The organism is Pseudomonas sp. MS646 (assembly GCF_036693845.1).
Classification (GTDB): domain Bacteria; phylum Pseudomonadota; class Gammaproteobacteria; order Pseudomonadales; family Pseudomonadaceae; genus Aquipseudomonas; species Aquipseudomonas chlororaphis_E.
Window position 1 is genome coordinate 4,501,795 of the sequence record NZ_CP144763.1, and the last position, 14,426, is coordinate 4,516,220.

The following is a 14,426-nucleotide window of genomic DNA, read 5'->3' on the forward strand; positions in this document are numbered from 1 at the left end:
AATGGCTCCAGGAAAATAATGGTTCGAAGGCTCATGGCCGGTGCTCTTGCATGCGTGTCGCAATGATAACGGCAGCAGCAAGGGCAGCGAGACTGGCCAGGCTGAATGTCCAACTGGCGCCCAGGGCGTTCCAGCTGTAGCCGGAATACAAGGCACCCAATGCCCCGCCGGTGCCGGCCAACGCCGCATACAGCGCCTGGCCCTGGCCCTGCTGGCGAGGGCCGAAACTGCGTTGCACGAAATGGATGGCCGCGGCGTGGAAACTGCCGAAGGTCGCCGCGTGCAGCACCTGGGCGAACAACAGCACCCAGAGAAACTCCGCCAACGAACCCAGCAGCAACCAGCGCAACGCCGCCAACAGGAAACTGGCCAGCAGCACACGGCGCACCGAAAATCGCGCCAGGATCCGGCTCATCAGCAGGAACACCAGCACTTCCGCCACCACGCCGACCGCCCAGAGCAGGCCAATCAGCCCACGGCTGTAGCCCAACTGCTCCAGGTGCAATGTCAGGAAGGTGTAATACGGCCCATGGCTGACCTGCATCAGGCCCACGCAGATGTAGAACGCTAGCACGCCGGGGTTGCGCAATTGCCGCACGAAGCCCTCCCCCGCCACCCGCGGCCCCTGCAACGGCTGGGCGTTGGGGACCCAGAAGCTGGCGAGCACGATACCGGCCATGATCAGCACTAGCGCCACCGGGTAGATGTCCAGGCTCAGCCATTGGAACAACCGCCCCAGCAACACCACCGTGATGATGAAGCCGATGGAACCCCACAGGCGGATCTGGCTATAGCGCGAAGCCTGCCCGCTCAAGTGCGCAAGGGTGATGACTTCGAACTGCGGCAGCACCGCGTGCCAGAAGAACGCATGCAACGCCATCACCATCGCCAGCCAGGCGTAGCTTTTGTCGATGAAGATCAGCGAAAAGGCCAACAACGTGCAGAGGGCGCCAAAGCGCACGATGGCCAGGCGTCGGCCGGTGTAATCTCCCAGCCAACCCCAGATATTCGGCGCCACGCAGCGCATCAGCATGGGGATCGCCACCAGTTCACCAATGCGCGCCGCGTTGAACCCCAGGTGATCGAAGTACAGCGCCAGGAACGGCGCCGTCGAACCGAGCAACGCGAAATAGAACAGGTAGAAACTGGAGAGCCGCCAGTACGGCACTGCCGCCATGGTCGTCAGGCCACGGCGGCCGGCAGGTCAGCCATCAAAGCTGACCCAGCACCGGGGTGCTCACCCGTACATCGGCGTTCTGGCCACGATGGCGCAGCAGGTGATCCATCAGCACGATCGCCATCATGGCCTCGGCGATCGGCGTGGCACGGATGCCGACACAGGGGTCATGACGGCCCTTGGTGATGACGTCCACGGGGTTGCCCTGGGTGTCGATGGAGCGGCCCGGCGTGGTGATGCTGGACGTGGGCTTCAACGCCAGGTGCGCGACGATCGGCTGGCCCGAGGAAATGCCGCCGAGGATCCCGCCGGCGTTGTTGCTGAGGAAGCCCTGCGGGGTCAGCTCATCGCGGTGCTCCGTGCCCCGTTGGGCGACGCAGGCGAAACCGGCGCCGATCTCTACGCCTTTCACCGCGTTGATGCTCATCAGCGCGTGGGCCAACTCGGCGTCGAGGCGGTCGAAGATCGGCTCGCCGAGGCCGGGCATGACCCCTTCGGCCACCACGGTGATCTTCGCGCCCACCGAATCCTGGGCACGACGCAGTTGGTCCATGTAGGCCTCCAGTTCCGGCACCTTGTCCGGGTCGGGGCAGAAGAACGCGTTCTGCTCCACCGAGTCCCAGGTCTTGAACGGGATTTCGATCGGGCCCAACTGGCTCATGTAGCCGCGGATGACGATGCCCTGGCTGGCCAGGTATTTCTTGGCGATGGCCCCGGCCGCCACGCGCATGGCGGTTTCCCGGGCCGAACTGCGGCCGCCGCCACGGTAGTCGCGCTCACCGTACTTGTGATGGTAGGTGTAGTCGGCATGGGCCGGGCGAAACAGGTCCTTGATGGCCGAGTAGTCCTTGGACTTCTGGTCGGTGTTGCGGATCAGCAGGCCGATGGCGCAGCCGGTGGTGCGCCCTTCGAAGACGCCAGACAAGATTTCGACCTCATCGGCTTCCTGGCGCTGGGTGGTGTGGCGGCTGGTGCCGGGCTTGCGGCGGTCGAGGTCACGCTGCAGGTCCTCCAGGGCAATCTCCAGGCCCGGCGGGCAGCCGTCGACAATGGCGACCAACGCCGGGCCATGGCTTTCGCCCGCGGTGGTGACGGTGAACAGCTTGCCGTAGGTATTGCCGGACATGCAGGGTGCTCCGTGAAATCGCTGAGAAACTCAACCTTGGATTCGTAGTGGACGCCAGTATACGCAGGCTCCCCGCGTAGTTCATCCTCGAACCTTCTCGGTCGGCGCCAGTCCAACCGGCACCTTCGCAACTAATGGCGTGATGATGTTAAACCTGCTTGTCTTGAGCGTTACCCTGTTCATCGGCCTGTTTTCCGGCCTGGCCCAGGCCACGGTGCTGCAACGTCCGATCAGCCTCGATACGGGCAACGGCGAACTGTTCGGCTCGCTGCTGCTGCCCAAGTCCGACACGCCGGTGCCGGTGGTCCTGATCATTTCCGGGTCCGGCCCGACCGATCGCGACGGCAACAACCCGGAGGGCGGGCGCAACGACAGCCTCAAGCGCCTGGCCTGGCTCCTGGCCAGGCACGACATTGCCAGCGTGCGCTACGACAAGCGGGGGGTGGCCGCCAGCCTGGCCGCGACGCCGGACGAGCGTAACCTGAGCGTCGAAGCCTACGTGGCCGATGCCGTGGCCTGGAGCCGCAAGCTGGCCGCCGATCCGCGAATGGGCCCGGTGATTCTGCTGGGTCACAGCGAAGGCGCCTTGATCGCCAGCCTCGCCGCACCCCAGGCCAACGCCGCGGGCGTGATTTCGTTGTCCGGCAGCGCCCGCCCCATCGACCAGCTCCTGCGCCAACAACTGGCCAGCCGCCTGCCGGCACCTTTGATGTTGCGCAGTAACGAATTGCTCGACAGCCTCAAGGCCGGCCGGCCCGACGCGAACGTGCCGCCTGCGTTGCAAGTGATTTTCCGCCCCAGCGTGCAGCCGTACCTGATCTCGCTGTTCCGCCAGGACCCGGCCCAGGCGTTCGCGGCGCTGAAGGTGCCCGCCCTGATCATCCAGGGCAGCCATGACATCCAGGTCAGTGTCGACGATGCCCGGCAGTTGAAAGCCGCCAAGCCCGACGCCGAACTGGCGCTGGTCGAGGGCATGAATCATGTCCTGCGCATCGTGCCCAAGGACGTGAAACAACAACTGGCTTCCTACAAGGACCCCAACCGTCCCCTGGCCGCTGAACTGGGCACGCGCATCCCGGCGTTCATTCGCTCGATCGCTACCCGTTAAACGCTTTTAGCCCTCCAGTCCCGGCGAAAACGGCCGATAAACCGGTGTCGGGCAGCGCAATCGCTGCCGACCCGCCGGCCAGGACAGGATTTGCCGTTATGACTGAAACACCCACTTCACCCGATACCGAAGCCCCTACTGAAGCGACCGCCACGCCTGCGGAGCAGTTGCCTTGGGCGGACGTGCAAGCCGAGCATCACAAAATGCTCCGGCTGGCCCCGCTCAAGACCGACCGCGCCACCGGTGCGCGCCCGCTGCGCTTCGTCGAATTCAGCTATGCCGAACGCCACAGCAAGGAGCGCAGCCTGTTGCGCTTGAGCATCAAGTTGCCCGGCCAGCGCGTGCGCAAGGAACAGAATCACCTGGATGTCTGGGCCGATCACGTCGAAAAGCGCCTGACCTTTTCCCCGGACAACCTGCAGATCGAGCCGATGAACCGTGGCATCGGCCGCTTCCTCGCCGCCCATGGCATCACCTGGGCGAAGAAACGCTGGTCGGGCTACCGGGTCGAAGGCAGCGACCTGAACAACAAGGACGCGCTGAACGAAGACACTCGCCTGCGCCGTGACCGTTTTCTCAAGGCCCAGGGTTTCGAAGTGGTCTACGCCGACGCCCAGCACCTCAAGGGCAGCGTCAAGGCGACCCACGTCGGCGACCTGGTGGGAGACTGGAATACCGAGAAGCTGCAGCTCGTGGAGATCCTCGAAGCCGCGCAGATGTTGCAACAGGCCGAGCAGAACCTGGCGGAACAGGAAGTCCGGCTCAAGCAGCAGGAAGAGAAGGTCAACAAGTTCAAGCGCGAAGACACCGGCCTGCGCTTCACCATCACCTGCCTGGTGGCATTTGCCATGTTCCAGGCGGGATTATTGATTTGGATTGCGACGCGGCATTGATGACCGGCTGGGAGGGGGCTGGCAAGCTCCCTCGCCACAAAAAGCGATCGGCAATCCAGAAGATCAAACCCGTGAAGCGAACAGCCCCTGGTGCTGGCGGCACTGCTCGGCGCTGAGCATGAACACGCCATGGCCGCCCCGCTCGAAGTCCAGCCAGGCGAAATCGACCTCAGGGTACAGCGCCTCGACGTGGACCTGGCTGTTGCCCACCTCGACGATCAGCAAGCCCTTCTCGGTCAGATGATCAGCCGCCTCGGCCAGCATCCGCCGGACCAGGTTCAAGCCATCCTCGCCACAGGCCAGGCCCAGCGCCGGCTCGTGCTGGTATTCCTGGGGCATGTCGGCGAAATCCTGCGCGTCGACGTAGGGCGGGTTCGACACGATCAGGTCAAAACGTTGCCCCGGCAGGCCGTCGAAGCCATCACCCTGGACCGTGAACACCCGCTCGTCGACGCCATGGCGCTCGATGTTCTGGTTCGCCACCTCCAGCGCTTCGAACGACAGGTCGGCCAGCACCACTTCGGCTTCCGGGAACTCGTAGGCGCAGGCAATCCCGATGCAGCCGGAACCGGTGCACAGGTCGAGGATTCGCGCAGGCGCCTGGCCCAACCAGGGCTCGAAACGTTTTTCGATCAGCTCGCCAATCGGCGAACGCGGGACGAGTACGCGCTCGTCGACAATGAACGACATCCCGCAGAACCAGGCCTCGCCCAACAGATAGGCCGCCGGGATGCGCTCGTCGATACGCCGGCGCAACAGGCGCTGCAGATGGACCAGTTCCTCGTCTTCGAGGCGGCAATCCAGGTAGCTATCGGCAATTTCCCACGGCAGGTGGAGTGCGCCCAACACTAGTTGGCGGGCTTCATCCCAGGCGTTGTCGGTGCCATGGCCGAAAAACAGATCCTCCCCATGGAAACGGCTGACGGCCCAACGGATATGGTCGCGCAGGGTGCGAAGGCGGGAAGTGATCACGGCGGCAAACTCCAGAAAAATCGACGGGCGAGTCTACCAGTCAAACACGCCCCACCCAAACACGCCTCAAAGACGAAAGAAAAACTCCGAGGCATTCGTAGGATCTATCCGTTTTTTGCGCAACCTATTGAACAAGACGAGCATCTTGACAAGGCTGTAGGCCAGCAACGGCGCCGCTTGCAATCGAAGCGATTCACAGAACCGCTCAGCCAGAGGACAATGTCGCAAAAGCCCCACCCGAAGGAGCCCCAGAATGTCCGTTCCAAAAACGATGTTTCAACTCAGCGGCCGCGGCTACGCAGCAGCCAACCTGAGTCAAGCGACCCTGATCATCATCGATGCCCAGAAGGAATACCTCGCCGGCCCCTTGGCCCTGAGCGGCATGGATGAAGCAGTCGCGAACATCAAGCAGCTACTCGGCGCGGCCCGGGCAGCCGGTCGGCCGATCGTGCATGTGCGCCACCTGGGCACCCATGGCGGGCTGTTCGATCCACAAGGCGAACGCGGCGAGTTCATTCCGGGCCTCGAGCCCCAGGACGACGAAACCATCATCGGCAAGCTGCTGCCCAGCGCCTTCCACGGCACCGAACTGAAGAAACGCCTGGAGGAGTTCGGCCCCCTGGACCTGATCGTCTGCGGCTTCATGAGCCACTCCAGCGTCAGTACCACCGTGCGCGCGGCCAAGAACCTGGGCTTTCGCTGCACCCTGGTGGAAGATGCTTGCGCCACCCGCGACCTGCCGCACAAGGGCGGCGTGCTCAGCGCCGAGCATGTGCACCAGACCGAAATGGCGATCATGGCGGACAACTTCGCCACCCTGGCCCTGACCCGGGACTTCATCTGATCGATCCTTCGATGAGCGGCCACTTTCGCCGCTCATCCGTAAAAGCCTCTCATTTGCCTCAATTGCCCTGGTGTCAGGAACAACCCGAACATCTTCCGGTCGAAGGGCCGATACCCATTGAGGAAGATCGGAATGAAGTTATCCGATGGTTTTGACGCACGTCGCTTGCGGCCCAAAGGCCCGAGCAACTGGCGATTTCGTATTGGCGCGGCGATCGCTGCGCTGCTGGCAACACTTGGTGTCCTGCTGGCCATGGCCGGTGCCGCCAGCCTGCTGGGCCGTCCGCCCGCGCTGGGCGACTTGAACGCCACCCCGCTCGGTTCGGCCATCATCCTGGCGGTCGGCCTGCTCGTCCTGTGGCTGGGCGTCTGGCTCTGGCGCCGCTGCCGCCGTCGCGCCCGTCAATCCCTGGAGCTGGCCATGGCTCCGCACCTGATGAAAAAACACGACTGAGCCGCCATCCGACGTTTTGTCGCGCCTGATCCCGCCAGAGTTGGGTAAACTGGCCGGCTTCGCGGAGGCTGACATGCAAGACGACGACTTTTCCCTGTTCAAAAGTGCGATCCAGGGCGTAAAACCGATCAAACACGACCGTGCCGAGACCGGCAAGCCCAAGGCCGATCGCGCCCAGATCGCCAAGCTGCGCCAAGCCGCCACCGTGCGCAACGATGCCACGACCGTGGACGGCCTGTCCGACCAGTTCGTGATCGACGTCGGCCCCGAAGACGAACTGATGTGGGCGCGCGACGGCGTCCAGGAAAGCCAGATGCGCAAGCTGAAGGTCGGCCAGATCCCTTTCGAGGGCAGCCTCGACCTGCACGGCATGAGCGTCGAAAAGGCCCGGGAAACCCTCTGGGCCTTCCTGGCCGAAGCCACCCGGTTCGAAATCCGCTGCGTGCGCGTCACCCACGGCAAGGCCGTGCGCCTGGACGGCAAGCGGCCGATGATCAAGAGCCACGTCAACACCTGGCTGCGCCAGCACCCTCAAGTGCTGGGTTTCACCTCCTGCCAGGCGAAACATGGCGGTGCCGGGGCGGTCTACGTGATGCTCAAGCGCACCATGATGGAAGGTCGCGACGAGTAGCCCGGAAAATATCCAGACGTCTAAATCGCTAGAAAATCTTTTCCCACGGGACGTTTCCAGCTAAATATCCAGTTGCGACTACTAGCCCGAGTAAGCAAAGCAAAACGAACCGCCAGGCAGGCATTTTGATAGCTAGCAATAAAATCGAGCGTATAACTTTGCTGATGTCCAACCCTGCACTCCTCTTGATCCTGACGGGGTTGAAACAAAACAAACCCGACACGTTTTGAGCATCCGGGATTTGCTTTATGGCCCGGCGATCCTTCGATCCTCACCGAGCTTGCGTGTCGGTTTCCCGACTATTTAATAGTCCCTGCTCAGTGCGCAGTTTCGTCCTTGATTGGTAGCCAAACCTTTTAATCAAGTTTAAAGAATCAGGTTTGGTCTTCTAAATGAGCTACCGCGCTGAAGATCCAGCCGTCCTTGGCACTGACTCCGTCCAGAGAGTTGCCCTTAAACCGCTGATTATCCAGAAGAGAAAAAACCGCCCGAAGGCGGCTGGAAATAATTTAAGAGCTCAGAACGTTGGATCTGTTTTTCGAGACTTGCCTACCCGTCGTCGCGATGGGGTAGTACTTTTCCAGACCCCTAATATCAGTCAGTTCTCGTCTCGAAACTTTTTCGCCAGTATCCCAAGCCTAGTCATCACGGCATCAACTTTCGCCTTGTCATGGGCATACGGCGCGAAGAACGCAAGGATCATGTATCGATCTTCGTATAGCTCGCCTTGTACGTAGACAAGAGCCGCGTCCAGCTGTGGCCGCTTTATGTCGCATTTTCTATAGGCCTGCCGATCAGTAGCCCTGAATGTCTGGGGTGGAAGAGCGATGTGAATATGTCGCAACTGACCGGATCGAGCCGCCGCGGGCTCGTGATACGGCTGATCACATCCCATATAACTCGGGAGCGTCTGGCCTTTGCTAGCCATACAGGCCGTGAAGTCTCTAACTATCTGATCTAGTAAAAAAGGATGGCCTGCGAGCGCCGATTCGATATCAGCCCGCAATTCAGGATGAACTTCGACTTGGATAGCCACTATCCGGCTTGATCGATCAGGCGTTTAGTAGTGCGAGCGGTGAGGGCTTTCAGCCCCTCCAGGTCGATATCGCTTTCAAGGACATCTGGAGTGGTGGTGCGTTGCCGGATCAGAGAGTCATTCATGGCCGCAACCGAGCGAGCTTTCGCTACCGCCCGAATCAGCCTGCTGAAGTCTTTCTCTCGACCGACCGGAGTGCCGAAATCACGGAGCTTCTTCTCAGCGAATCGCAAGTTATCCGCAATCAAGCCAAAAGGCTGATCCTCCAGATAGCGTTCCGGAACGTTATCCTGGCACAAAATAGTCGTGTACTTGGCCATGTCGGCTTCGAGTTTGCCTAGCTCGGCGACAGCTTTTTGCACAAGATCCTGCACCCGTTTTGCTGCGGCCGGCTGCTTGGCTGGGCTTACTGGCGCTCTGGCTGGCACGCTCATCTCAGCAAACGCCATTTGGTCTGTCATAACCAAGCATGCTGCAGCCATAGCCATGGCCATGGTCGGCCCCGACCAAGAGCCTTTGCTTTGAACCGTTACGGCGGTCATAAACGTCACCAAACCTGCGAAATTGCTCAAATACTATACAGAGAAGCCAAGCGCTGATGCTATGGCATCGTGTAGCCGGTAGTAAAGCCAACCAGGCGAGCGCGTGCTTGACAAAACATTTCGAGGCACCGTTCATCGCGTTGCAGAGCTGGGCAAGACGGCGATACAACTGCCAGCATACATACGCTACCATGTGCTCCATGGCAGGTATGAACCTTGAGTTCATTGCGAATCAGCCCAGTTACAGCAACCGCTGTTGACGACTTACACCCGATAAACCGAATTCCAGTGAAGATTGGAGAGCGAGTCGGGCAGCTGGAGCACAGCCTGATTGGTAAAAATTGGTACAGACAGAATCCGTACCCCTCTAGAACCCATACGGAATAACGCTCTGTGACACTGGAACAGAATTACACCGCGATTCTCGGCCAACTGGGCGAGGACGTCTCCCGCGAGGGCCTGCTCGATACGCCCAAGCGCGCTGCGAAGGCCATGCAGTACCTCTGCCGCGGCTACGAACAGACCCTGGAAGAAGTCACCAACGGTGCCTTGTTCAGCTCTGACAACAGCGAAATGGTGCTGGTCAAGGACATCGAGTTGTACTCGCTGTGCGAACACCACCTGTTGCCTTTCATCGGCAAGGCCCATGTCGCCTACATCCCGAGCGGCAAGGTGCTGGGGCTGTCGAAGGTCGCGCGCATCGTCGACATGTACGCACGTCGCCTGCAGATCCAGGAAAACCTCAGCCGCCAGATCGCCGATGCGATCCAGCAGGTGACCGGCGCCCTGGGCGTGGCGGTGGTGATCGAGGCCAAGCACATGTGCATGATGATGCGCGGCGTGGAAAAGCAGAATTCCTCGATGATCACCTCGGTGATGCTTGGCGAGTTCCGCGAAAATGCCGCGACGCGCATGGAATTCCTCAGCCTCATCAAGTAAACCGTTTCGCGAAGAAAACCGGCATCGATGGCCGGTTTTTTTTCGCCCGTGAAAATCAGGTAAGCTGCGCGCCCTCTTCCCGTGCCACGAGACTTATACCGTGATCGTCAAAGCGCTTCGAGTTGGCCTGGGCCAACTGATCATCTTCATCGACTTCATCACCCGTCCCGGCAAGAAACAACGCCCGGCGCAAGCCCAGGCGCAGGTCGACCAGGCTGCCCGCGGCTTGACGCTGTTCCAGTTCCACGCCTGCCCGTTCTGCGTGAAGACCCGCCGCACCCTGCGCCGCCTGAACGTGCCGGTGGCGTTGCGCGATGCGAAGAACAACGCACAGGATCGCCAGACGCTGCTGGAGCAAGGCGGCAAGATCAAAGTGCCGTGCCTGCGTATTGAAGAAGATGGCCAGACCACCTGGATGTATGAATCCAAGGTGATCATCGAGTATCTGGATAAGCGGTTTTCGGCAGTCTGATGATTTTGCAGTGAATGCTGGGCCTCTTCGCGGGCAAGCCCGCTCCCACAACGGTTCAGTGTGAATGCAGGATTTTATTCACATCCATTCCTGTGGGAGCGGGCTTGCCCGCGAAGAGGCCCGCACAGCCCCCGCAAAACTGCGCGTTATCAAGCCGCCTGCGCAGCCAGCGCCGCCCGCACCACCCCCGCCAATCTACGCAACCCTTCATCCAGTCGCGCCGGGTCAATGTGGCTGAAGTTCAGGCGCAGGTGCCCCGGATGCTGGTCCGGCTCGGGGAAGAACGGCTCCCCGGGCATGAACGCGACGTCGGCCGCCAGCGCGGTGGCGAGCAACGTGCGGGTGTCCAGCGGTTGCTTGAGGGTCAGCCAGAAAAACAGCCCGCCCTGGGGTACGTTCCAATCGGCGATGTCGCAAAAGTGCGTTTGCAGCGCCGCCTGGAACCGATCACGCCGGTCCCGGTAAAAATCCCTCAACTCACTCAAATGATGACGGTACTGCTCGGTGCCGATCCATTGCAGCGCCTGCCACTGGCCGATGCGATTGGTGTGCAGGTCAGCCGACTGCTTGAGCCGCAGCAGGTGCGGGAACAGATCCGGACTGGCGATCAGGTACCCCACCCGTAGCCCCGGCAGCAGGGTTTTCGACACGGTGCCGGTGTAGATCCAACTGGCGTTCTTCAGGCGACTGGCAATCGGCGTAGCACTGGCACCGTCGAAGGTCAGTTCACGGTACGGCTCGTCTTCCACCAGGGTGACCCCGAACTCGTCCAGCAGCGCCGCCACGGCATCGCGCTTGGCCTCGCTGTAGCGTACCGCCGACGGATTCTGGAACGTCGGGATCAGGTAGATGAACGCGGGCCGATGCCGCTCCAGTCGGGCGCGCAGCGCGTGCAGGTCGGGGCCATCGGTCTCCAGGGGCACGGTGATGCAAGCGGCACCGAACAACTGGAAAATCTGCAGCGCCGCCAGGTACGTCGGCGCTTCCAGCAGCACTTCGGTGCCCACGTCGATGTGCAACTTGGCCGTGAGGTCGAGGGTTTGCTGGGAGCCGCTGACCACCAGCACCTGGCTCGCTTCACAGGCCAGGCCCAGCGAACGCGCCTGCGCTGCCAGGGCTTCGCGCAGCGCCGGCTCACCTTCGCTCATGCCGTATTGGCCCATGGACAGCGGCATGGCAGCCCACTCCACCTTCGGCAACATGGCTTCGGCCGGCAGGCCACCGGCGAACGACATCACTTCAGGGCGCTGCGCCGCGGCGAGGATTTCTCGGATCAAGGAGCTTTTGAGGCGCGAGACACGTTCGGAAAAAGCCATGGAGTCACCTGTAGCCGGTCGCTGGGAAAATGAGTCAAACTGGTTGACCGAAATTACCTCGCTCTTTCTGGATACGTCAATATGCTTGACCTTAAAAACCCGACTTCACAGCAAATGGCCATGGAAGCGTTCTTCTTCGGTTACCAGGCGTTCACCGCCAAGGCCGATGAAATGCTTGAGCGCCGCGGATTGAGCAGGGTCCATCAGCGCATCGTTTTCTTCATTGCCCGCTACCCGTCGTTGAGCGTGAAAGAACTGCTGGCGCTACTCGGCGTCAGCAAGCAGGCGTTGAACATGCCGTTGCGCCAGTTGATGGAAATGCATCTGGTCAACAGCCTCGCCTCCGAGACCGACAAGCGTAAGCGGCTGCTGGAATTGACGTCCGAGGGCGAGCGGTTCGAGCAGGCGCTGCGACGTGAGCAGGTGAAATTGCTGGAGCGGGTGTTCGCCGAGGCCGGGGAGACCGCGGTCAATGGCTGGCTCGCGGTTAACCAGGCGCTCGGCAAGGGGCCTGCGGACTGATTCCGGCCCGCAGTTTTCCGGGCTGACGCTTTCGCGAGCCTGCTCGCGAACGCCGATATATCCTTCTCCCCCCGTTTTTTAGTCCACAACACAAAAAACATTATTTGCTTTATTTGTATACAAAAGCATAATTCGCTTCGTGCGAGTTCCTGACCAATAGGTCAACAAAACGTCGCCAGCCTTACCTGCCTCAAAGCCTCGCAGCCCTCCTCAGGGTCTGCGGTGCTGGAAATAACAATAAAACTGTTGAGGAGTACTCGCTGTGGAAAGCCGCAAACCCGAAGCCCAGACGCTGGACCTCTCGCCGCCATCACGCAGTGGCTGGCTGGAGCGCATCTTCAAACTCAGCGTGCACGGCACCACGGTGAAGACCGAATTGATTGCCGGCCTGACGACCTTCATCACCATGGCCTACATCATTTTCGTCAACCCCAACATCATGGCCGACGCCGGCATCGATCACGGCGCCGCGTTTGTCGCCACCTGCATCGCCGCCGCGCTGGGGTGCCTGTTGATGGGGCTGTACGCCAACTGGCCGGTGGGCCTGGCGCCAGGCATGGGTCTGAACGCATTCTTCACCTACACCGTGGTCGGCACCATGGGCTACAACTGGGAAACCGCGTTGGGCGCGGTGTTCATTTCCGGTGTGTTGTTCATGTTCCTGACCCTGTCGCGGGTGCGCGAGTGGCTGCTCAACAGCATTCCGGTAAGCCTGCGGTTCGCCATGGGCGCCGGGGTCGGCTTGTTCCTTGGGTTGATCGGCCTGAAAACCGCCGGGATCGTCGTCGACAGCCCGGCGACCCTGATCAAGCTCGGCTCGCTGCGTGAACCCGGCCCGCTGCTGGCCGCCGTGTGCTTCCTGATGATCGCGGTGCTCAGTTACCATCGGGTGTTCGGCGCGATCCTGATCAGCATCATTGCCGTGACTCTGGCCGGCTGGGGCCTGGGGCTGGTGCACTACAACGGCGTGATGTCGACGCCGCCGAGCCTGGCGCCGACCTGGATGGCCATGGACGTGGCCGGCGTGTTCAACATCAGCATGATCAGCGTGGTGCTGGCCTTCCTGTTCGTGCACATGTTCGACACCGCCGGCACCTTGATGGGCGTTGCCCAGCGCGCCGGGCTGGTGAAGGCCGACGGCAAGATCGAAAACCTGTCCCGCGCCCTGAAGGCCGACAGCGCCTCCAGTGTCTTCGGCGCCATGGTCGGCGTGCCGCCCGTGACCAGCTACGTAGAAAGCGCCGCCGGTGTGGCCGCGGGTGGTCGCACGGGGCTTACCGCCGTGACCGTCGGTGTGCTATTTATTGCCGCGATGTTCTTCGCGCCACTGGCGGGGATGATCCCGGCCTACGCCACCGCCGGCGCGCTGATCTACGTCGCCATGCTGATGATGGGCGGCATGGCGCACATCGAATGGGACGAACCGACCGACAGCATCCCGGCCATTGTCACGGCCATCATGATGCCTCTGACATTCTCGGTGGCCGACGGCATCGCACTGGGCTTCATCACCTATGTGGTGCTCAAGGCCGGCACCGGCAAGCACAAGGACATTTCCGTCAGCCTGTGGGTGCTCTGCGCGATCTTCATCGCCAAGTTCATCTTCTTGTAAGCGGCCCCCTTATCCACCGCCTCACCCTTGGGTGAGGCTTTTGTACATCAGGAGCAAAGCAATGAATCTGGAAACCTGGCTGTTGTTCAGTGGCGCCGCGCTGGTGGTGATCCTCATCCCCGGGCCCCTGTCGCTGTTGATGATCGGCAACAGCCTGAACTACGGCCTGCGACGCTCGTACCCGGCATTCCTTGGCGGGGTGATTGCCTCGATCTGCCTGCTGAGCGCTTCGGCGCTGGGGCTCGGCGCATTGCTGCTGGCCTCGGAAAAACTCTTCAGCGGCCTGAAAATCGCCGGCGCGCTGTACCTGTTCTACCTGGCCTGGCAGAGCTGGCAGCAATCGCGCCAGCCCTCCCAGGGCGCCGAGGTGCCCCAGGCCGCCGCCGTGCCGCGCTTTCGCGCACTGTTCGGCCGGGCCTTCGTGTTGGGCGCCAGCAACCCGAAGGACATCCTGTTCTTCGCCGCCTTCCTGCCGCAGTTTCTGAGCGCCGAACAGCCGTTCCTGCCCCAACTGTTGATCATGATCGCCACCTGGACCGTCCTCGACCTGCTGTGCAAGCTGGCCTACGGGCTCGGCGCCCACGGTGCGGCGCGGTACCTGCGCACGGGCAAGGGCCAGAGCTGGTTCAACCGCATCAGTGCCGGCCTGTTCGGTGGCGCGGGCGCGGCATCGCTGATGTCCGCCCACTGAGCGTCGTTCACCACGGATGGCCTGCGCCCTTCGAGCCCAGACCTTGGCAAAACATGGCAACAACCCATCGATATACACCCCAGGGAAAACAC

Annotated in this window: 15 protein-coding genes; 10 read left to right on the forward strand and 5 right to left on the reverse strand. The window is 61.6% G+C overall.

Features of this window, described 5'->3' with window-relative positions; translation table 11 throughout:
- Positions 1-31 precede the first annotated feature (31 nt).
- Positions 32-1,177 (reverse strand): MFS transporter, encoded by a 1,146-nt coding sequence (locus V3H56_RS19710; RefSeq protein ID WP_042732344.1) that lies wholly within the window; start codon positions 1,175-1,177, stop codon positions 32-34.
- Positions 1,178-1,211: 34 nt separating this feature from the next.
- Positions 1,212-2,303, reverse strand: coding sequence for a chorismate synthase (gene aroC / locus V3H56_RS19715; RefSeq protein WP_338473780.1), 1,092 nt, complete (start codon positions 2,301-2,303; stop codon positions 1,212-1,214).
- 142 nt (positions 2,304-2,445) lie between these two features.
- Between aroC and V3H56_RS19720 the strand changes: the two genes are divergently transcribed.
- Positions 2,446-3,411 (forward strand): alpha/beta fold hydrolase, encoded by a 966-nt coding sequence (locus V3H56_RS19720; protein ID WP_047736472.1) that lies wholly within the window; start codon positions 2,446-2,448, stop codon positions 3,409-3,411.
- 98 nt (positions 3,412-3,509) lie between these two features.
- Positions 3,510-4,304 carry a hypothetical protein gene (locus V3H56_RS19725; protein ID WP_338473781.1) on the forward strand — a complete coding sequence of 265 codons (795 nt, stop codon included), beginning with the start codon at positions 3,510-3,512 and terminating at the stop codon, positions 4,302-4,304.
- 63 nt (positions 4,305-4,367) lie between these two features.
- On the opposite strand, the gene prmB is transcribed toward V3H56_RS19725, so the two are convergent.
- Entirely contained in the window at positions 4,368-5,276 is a 909-nt protein-coding gene (prmB, locus tag V3H56_RS19730) for a 50S ribosomal protein L3 N(5)-glutamine methyltransferase (RefSeq protein WP_047736474.1), read from the reverse strand.
- A 253-nt stretch (positions 5,277-5,529) separates the two neighbouring features.
- On the opposite strand from prmB, the gene V3H56_RS19735 reads away from it, so the two are divergent.
- The 3 genes from V3H56_RS19735 to V3H56_RS19745 all read left to right on the forward strand — a co-directional run bounded on the left by V3H56_RS19735 (position 5,530) and on the right by V3H56_RS19745 (position 7,204).
- Complete coding sequence (locus tag V3H56_RS19735; RefSeq protein ID WP_042732309.1) at positions 5,530-6,120, forward strand: cysteine hydrolase family protein; 591 nt, start codon at positions 5,530-5,532, stop codon at positions 6,118-6,120.
- A gap of 132 nt (positions 6,121-6,252) precedes the next feature.
- Entirely contained in the window at positions 6,253-6,573 is a 321-nt protein-coding gene (locus V3H56_RS19740; protein ID WP_042732310.1) for a hypothetical protein, read from the forward strand.
- Between the two features lie 73 nt (positions 6,574-6,646).
- Entirely contained in the window at positions 6,647-7,204 is a 558-nt protein-coding gene (locus V3H56_RS19745; protein WP_042732313.1) for a Smr/MutS family protein, read from the forward strand.
- Between the two features lie 1,035 nt (positions 7,205-8,239).
- On the opposite strand, the gene V3H56_RS19750 is transcribed toward V3H56_RS19745, so the two are convergent.
- The gene (locus V3H56_RS19750; RefSeq protein WP_047736475.1) at positions 8,240-8,782 is read right to left on the reverse strand and encodes a hypothetical protein; all 543 of its coding nucleotides are present in this window, start codon (positions 8,780-8,782) and stop codon (positions 8,240-8,242) included.
- A 393-nt stretch (positions 8,783-9,175) separates the two neighbouring features.
- On the opposite strand from V3H56_RS19750, the gene folE reads away from it, so the two are divergent.
- Together folE and V3H56_RS19760 are read left to right on the forward strand one after the other, a co-directional pair.
- Positions 9,176-9,721: a GTP cyclohydrolase I FolE gene (gene folE / locus V3H56_RS19755; protein WP_047736476.1), complete on the forward strand. Its 546-nt coding sequence runs from the start codon at positions 9,176-9,178 to the stop codon at positions 9,719-9,721.
- Positions 9,722-9,821: 100 nt separating this feature from the next.
- Positions 9,822-10,193: a glutathione S-transferase N-terminal domain-containing protein gene (locus tag V3H56_RS19760; RefSeq protein ID WP_042732312.1), complete on the forward strand. Its 372-nt coding sequence runs from the start codon at positions 9,822-9,824 to the stop codon at positions 10,191-10,193.
- A gap of 149 nt (positions 10,194-10,342) precedes the next feature.
- Here the strand turns inward: V3H56_RS19760 and V3H56_RS19765 are convergent, their stop codons facing one another.
- Entirely contained in the window at positions 10,343-11,509 is a 1,167-nt protein-coding gene (locus V3H56_RS19765) for a PLP-dependent aminotransferase family protein (RefSeq protein ID WP_047736477.1), read from the reverse strand.
- 81 nt (positions 11,510-11,590) lie between these two features.
- Between V3H56_RS19765 and V3H56_RS19770 the strand changes: the two genes are divergently transcribed.
- The 3 genes from V3H56_RS19770 (at position 11,591) to V3H56_RS19780 (ending at position 14,334) form a co-directional block, all read left to right on the forward strand.
- A complete protein-coding gene (locus V3H56_RS19770; protein ID WP_047736478.1) occupies positions 11,591-12,031 on the forward strand; it encodes a MarR family transcriptional regulator in 441 nt (146 codons plus the stop codon).
- Positions 12,032-12,293: 262 nt separating this feature from the next.
- A complete protein-coding gene (locus tag V3H56_RS19775; protein ID WP_047736479.1) occupies positions 12,294-13,643 on the forward strand; it encodes an NCS2 family permease in 1,350 nt (449 codons plus the stop codon).
- A 61-nt stretch (positions 13,644-13,704) separates the two neighbouring features.
- Positions 13,705-14,334: a LysE family translocator gene (locus V3H56_RS19780; RefSeq protein ID WP_047736480.1), complete on the forward strand. Its 630-nt coding sequence runs from the start codon at positions 13,705-13,707 to the stop codon at positions 14,332-14,334.
- The last annotated feature ends 92 nt before the right edge of the window (positions 14,335-14,426 follow it).